Annotated in this window: 5 protein-coding genes; 2 read left to right on the forward strand and 3 right to left on the reverse strand. The window is 66.7% G+C overall.

The window, feature by feature from the left end; translation table 11 throughout:
• Positions 1 to 340: 1-deoxy-D-xylulose-5-phosphate synthase N-terminal domain-containing protein (locus tag AC2VON_RS25715; protein ID WP_486955335.1), on the reverse strand; the 340-nt coding region annotated here is incomplete at its 3' end.
• Between the two features lie 83 nt (positions 341 to 423).
• On the opposite strand from AC2VON_RS25715, the gene AC2VON_RS25720 reads away from it, so the two are divergent.
• Together AC2VON_RS25720 and AC2VON_RS25725 are read left to right on the forward strand one after the other, a co-directional pair.
• Positions 424 to 867 (forward strand): CBS domain-containing protein, encoded by a 444-nt coding sequence (locus AC2VON_RS25720; RefSeq protein WP_486955336.1) that lies wholly within the window; start codon positions 424 to 426, stop codon positions 865 to 867.
• 93 nt (positions 868 to 960) lie between these two features.
• A complete protein-coding gene (locus AC2VON_RS25725) occupies positions 961 to 2,250 on the forward strand; it encodes an ArsB/NhaD family transporter (protein ID WP_486955337.1) in 1,290 nt (429 codons plus the stop codon).
• Between the two features lie 26 nt (positions 2,251 to 2,276).
• On the opposite strand, the gene AC2VON_RS25730 is transcribed toward AC2VON_RS25725, so the two are convergent.
• A complete protein-coding gene (locus AC2VON_RS25730; protein WP_486955338.1) occupies positions 2,277 to 3,449 on the reverse strand; it encodes a class I SAM-dependent RNA methyltransferase in 1,173 nt (390 codons plus the stop codon).
• Positions 3,446 to 4,727 (reverse strand): APC family permease (locus AC2VON_RS25735; protein ID WP_486955339.1); only part of this gene is annotated, 1,282 nt, incomplete at its 5' end. The genes AC2VON_RS25735 and AC2VON_RS25730, both read right to left, overlap by 4 nt.

Raw genomic sequence — 4,727 nt, forward strand, 5'->3', positions numbered from 1 at the left:
CGTGGCTGGACTCCACCCAGTCGTGCTCGCTCTCGGCACGCGACGGGTAGCCGGACAGTCCGCCTTTTTTGCGCAGGGTGTCGAAGTCGGGGCAGCGTCCGGTCAGCATCTTGTGCACGTAGGCCTGATGCCCGATGTCGAAGAGGATCGGATCGTGCGGTGAGTCGAACACCCGGTGCAGCGCCAGCGTCAACTCCACCACGCCGAGGTTGGGCCCCAGATGTCCCCCGGTGGCGGCGACCTTGTGGATCAAGAACTCACGGATCTCGCCAGCCAGGTCGGCCAGCTGCGGGTGAGAAAGGTGCTGCAGATCAGCGGGGCCGCGGATCTGTTCGAGCATTCAGTCAGTCTACGCACCGGCACGGTCGCGATTCACCGGTTCCCGCCCGCCGGGTCAGCCTGCGGCGGACGTATGGTTCTGGCATGCGCGCCGAGGAGATCGCCGAGGATTTTCCGGTGGTGGCCGTCGACTCCGACGCGCTGGACGCCGCCCGGCTGCTGGCCGAGTACCGGCTGCCCGGCATCGTCGTCACCGATATGTCCGGAAAACCCTACGCGGTGCTGCCGGCCTCCCAGGTGGTCCGGTTCATCGTGCCGGGTTATGTACAGGACGACCCCGCACTGGCCGGTGTGCTCAACGAGACGATGGCCGACCGCGCGGCGGAGAAACTGGCCGGCAAGATGGTTCGCGACGTGCTGCCCGAGCACCTGCGCAACGTGCCCGCCGCCGACGCCGATGACACCATCATCGAGGTGGCCGCCACCATGGCGCGGCTGCGCAGCCCGCTGATCGCGGTGGTCAAAGACGGCGAACTGCACGGGGTGATCACCGCGTCGCGGCTACTGTCTGCGGCCCTCACACATTGACCGACGCTGCTGATAGCGTGACATCCGGTGTGCCGGGAAGCCTGGTCGGCGTGACATGTTCCGTTACCAGGAGTGCACCGTGGGCGCCGGCCGATGACCGTCATCGCGATCGCGGTGTTCGTACTCGCCTATGCGTTCATCGCCGCCGACCGAGTCAACAAGACGCTGGTGGCGCTGGCCGGTGCGGCGGCCGTCGCCGTCTTGCCGGTGATCGGCTCCGACGACATCTTCTACTCCCGCGAGACCGGAATCGACTGGGACGTCATCTTTTTGCTGTTCGGCATGATGATCATCGTCAGTGTGCTGCGCCAGACCGGTGTCTTCGAATACATCGCGATCTGGTCGGCCAAACGCGCGGGCGGCTCCCCGCTGCGCATCATGATCCTGCTGGTGCTGGTCACCGCGTTCGCGTCGGCGCTGCTGGACAACGTCACCACGGTCCTGCTGATCGCCCCGGTCACACTGCTGGTGTGTGACCGGCTGGCGATCAACGCGGCGCCGTTTTTGATGGCCGAGGTGTTCGCGTCCAATATCGGTGGCGCGGCCACTTTGGTCGGCGATCCGCCCAACATCATCATCGCCAGCCGGGCCGGGTTGACGTTCAACGCCTTCCTGATGCACTTGGCGCCGATCGTCGTCATCGCCCTCGCGGTGTTCATTGCTCTTTTGCCCCGGCTGTTCCCCGCCTCATTCGCCGTCGATGCCGCGCGGGTCGCTGACGTGATGTCGCTGGAGGAGGGCGAAGCCATCCGCGACCGAGGGCTGCTGGTCAAGTCTGGCGTGGTGCTGGCGCTGGTGTTCGGCGCGTTCATCGCCCATTCACCGCTGCACATGCAGCCGGCCACGGTGGCACTGCTGGGCGCCGGCGCGCTGGTCGTGATCTCCAGGCTGGAGCGCTCCGACTACCTGGCCAATGTCGAGTGGGGGACGCTGCTGTTTTTTGCGGGGCTGTTCATCATGGTCGGCGCTTTGGTGAAAACCGGTGTGGTCGAGCACCTGGGCCGTGCGGCGACCGAGACGACCGGTGGCAACCCGCTGCTGACCACGATGCTGATCCTGGGCGTCTCGGCGCCGGTGTCCGGGATCATCGACAACATCCCCTACGTTGCCACCATGACACCGATCGTCGGCAAACTGTCGGAGTCGATGCCCAGCCTGCCGCATCCGGACGTGTTGTGGTGGGCGCTGGCGCTCGGCACCGACTTCGGCGGCAACCTCACCGCTGTGGGAGCCAGCGCCAACGTCATCGTGCTGGGGATCGCGGCACGCACCGACAATCCCATCTCTTTTTGGGAGTTCACCCGGAAAGGCATCGTGGTCACCGCGATCTCCTGCGCGCTCTCGGCGCTGTACCTGTGGTTGCGGTATTTCGTGTTGGGGTGAATCGGGGCTTGCCCCCGACTAACCAGCTAGCGCGTCAGTAATGCCACGCACTCCACGTGGTGAGTAAGCGGGAACGCGTCGAACACCCGCAGCCGCTCGACGGTGTAGCCGTGCCCGCGGTATAGGCCGACATCACGGGCGAAAGACGCTGCTTCACAACCGAAATGGATGACCCGTGGCACGCCGGCGCCGGCCAGCAGCTCGATCACCTCGCGTCGGGCGCCCGAGCGTGGCGGATCCAGCACCACCACATCAACACGGTCGCGTTGCGCGGTGAGCGCCCGGCGCACCGAGTCGGTGACCACCGACACCTGCGGCAGGCCGGCCAGCGCGGCCCGCGCAGCCCCCGACGCAGCCCGCGAGGTGTCCACGCTCAGTACCCGGCCGGTCTCCCCCACCGCCTCACCGAGCACCGCGCCGAACACCCCGGCCCCGCCGTAGAGATCCCAGGCGATCGCGCCGACACCAGCCTGGGCCCACTCGGCCACCAAACCGCTATACACCCCCGCCGCGTCGCGGTGCGCCTGCCAGAACGCCGTCACCGGCACTTGCCAGCGACGTCCACCCACCCGTTGGATCGCGCGATAGTCGCCCTCGACGACCTGCGGTCGCCGGTGGCGGCCGGTGCTGACCACGTGCCGAACGTTGTCGTCGTCGAGCACCACGTACACCTGATCACCGAACCGAAGACCGTCGGGCAGGCCGTCGAGCATCCCGGCAGGCAGTTGCCCGCACCGCAGGTCGGTGATCAGGTCGTCGCTGTGGTAGCGGTGAAAGCCGGCGCGGCCGTCGGCGTCCACGTCGAGACGGACCCGAGTGCGCCAGCCGGTGGAACCCGAAGTGCCGAGCGGTTCAGCCTGGCCGTGCCAGCGGTGCCCACCCAGCCGCTCCAGCTGGTTGGCCACCACCTCGGCCTTCAAAACCCGCCCCGCGGCCGGATCGGCGAACGCCAGATCGCAACAGCCCGCCCCGTCCACCCCGGCGATCGGGCACAGCGAGGCCACCCGGCTCGCCGACGGCTCGATCACTTCGACCGCCTCGGCGTGCCAGTACGCACTGCGCTGCGCGGTAACGCGTGCCCGAACCCGCTCGCCGGGCAGCGCATAGCGGACGAACACCACCCGATCTTCGTGACGGGCCACGCAACTACCGCCGTTGACCGGGGAGCCGGTAGTCAGCGTCAGTTCAGCGAGTATCATCCCGGCCCGTCCAGGAAGCCCCGCCGGGTGTCGCCCGGGGCCAGGTGCGGCTGCAGCTGTCTGCGCCGTTCCGACGAACTGAGCTGCCAGGGAACAGAAGTCACCATCACCCCCGGCATGAACCGCAGCCGGGTCTTGAGCCGTAGGGCGCTCTGGTTGTGCAACAGTTGCTCCCACCAGTGGCCCACGACGTATTCCGGGATGAACACGGTGACCACGGTGCGCGGCGATTCCTTGCTGACCCGTTTGACGTAGTCCAGCACCGGCCGCGTGACCTCGCGGTACGGCGAGGCGATGACCTTGAGCGGCACCGTGATATCGCTGTCCTGCCAAGCACGGACAAGGTCCCGCGTTTCGGTGTCGTCAACCCCTACCGTGATGGCCTCCAAAGCATCGGGCCGGGTCGCCCGGGCGTAGGCCAGCGCCCGCCGGGTCGGCAAGTGCAGCTTCGACACCAGCACGACGGCGTGATTGCGACTGGGCAACACGGCCTGGTCCTCTTCGGCGGCGGCCTGCTCGGTCAGCTCCCGGCTGACCGCCTGGTAGTGCCGGCGGATCAGCTTCATCAATACGAACAGCGCTGACATGGCCACGATGGCAATCCACGCGCCCGCGGCGAACTTGGTGGCGACAACGACGACCAGCACGGTGCCGGTGGAGATGAAACCGATGGTGTTGACCACCCGCGAACGCAGCATGGTGCGGCGGATCTGCGAGCTGGTATCGTTACGCAGCAACAGGTTCCAGTGCCTCACCATCCCGATCTGACTCAACGTGAACGAGACGAACACACCGACGATGTAGAGCTGGATCAATGGGGTGACCTCGGCACTGAACACCACGATGAACGAGATCGCGGCCACCGCCAAGAAGATGATGCCGTTGGAGAACGCCAGCCGATCACCACGGGTATGCAACTGGCGCGGCAGATAGGAATCCTGGGCCAGAATCGACCCCAGCACCGGGAACCCGTTGAATGCGGTGTTGGCGGCCAGTGCCAGGATCAACGCGGTGACCCCGGCGATGACCCACAAGCCGGGAGGAAAGCCACGGAATACCGTCTCGGCCAACTGGGCGACCACGGTCTTCTGCTGGTAGTCCGCCGGCGCTCCGATCAGTTGGTTGGCCGGTCGTTCGGCGACCTTCACCCCGGTCTTGGCGGCCAGCACGATGATGCCCATCAGCAACGTCACCGCGATCACACCGAGCATCAACAAGGTGGTGGCGGCGTTGCGCGACTTCGGTTTACGAAACGCCGGCACCCCGTTGCTGATCGCC

The sequence above is a fragment of the Mycobacterium sp. TH-M82 genome (assembly GCF_057473605.1).

Coding starts and splice junctions, on each gene's coding strand:
- AC2VON_RS25730 (WP_486955338.1), bottom strand. CDS start 3,449: ATGATACTCGCTGAACTGACGCTGACTACCGGCTCCCCGGTCAACGGC.
- AC2VON_RS25720 (WP_486955336.1), top strand. CDS start 424: ATGCGCGCCGAGGAGATCGCCGAGGATTTTCCGGTGGTGGCCGTCGAC.
- AC2VON_RS25725 (WP_486955337.1), top strand. CDS start 961: ATGACCGTCATCGCGATCGCGGTGTTCGTACTCGCCTATGCGTTCATC.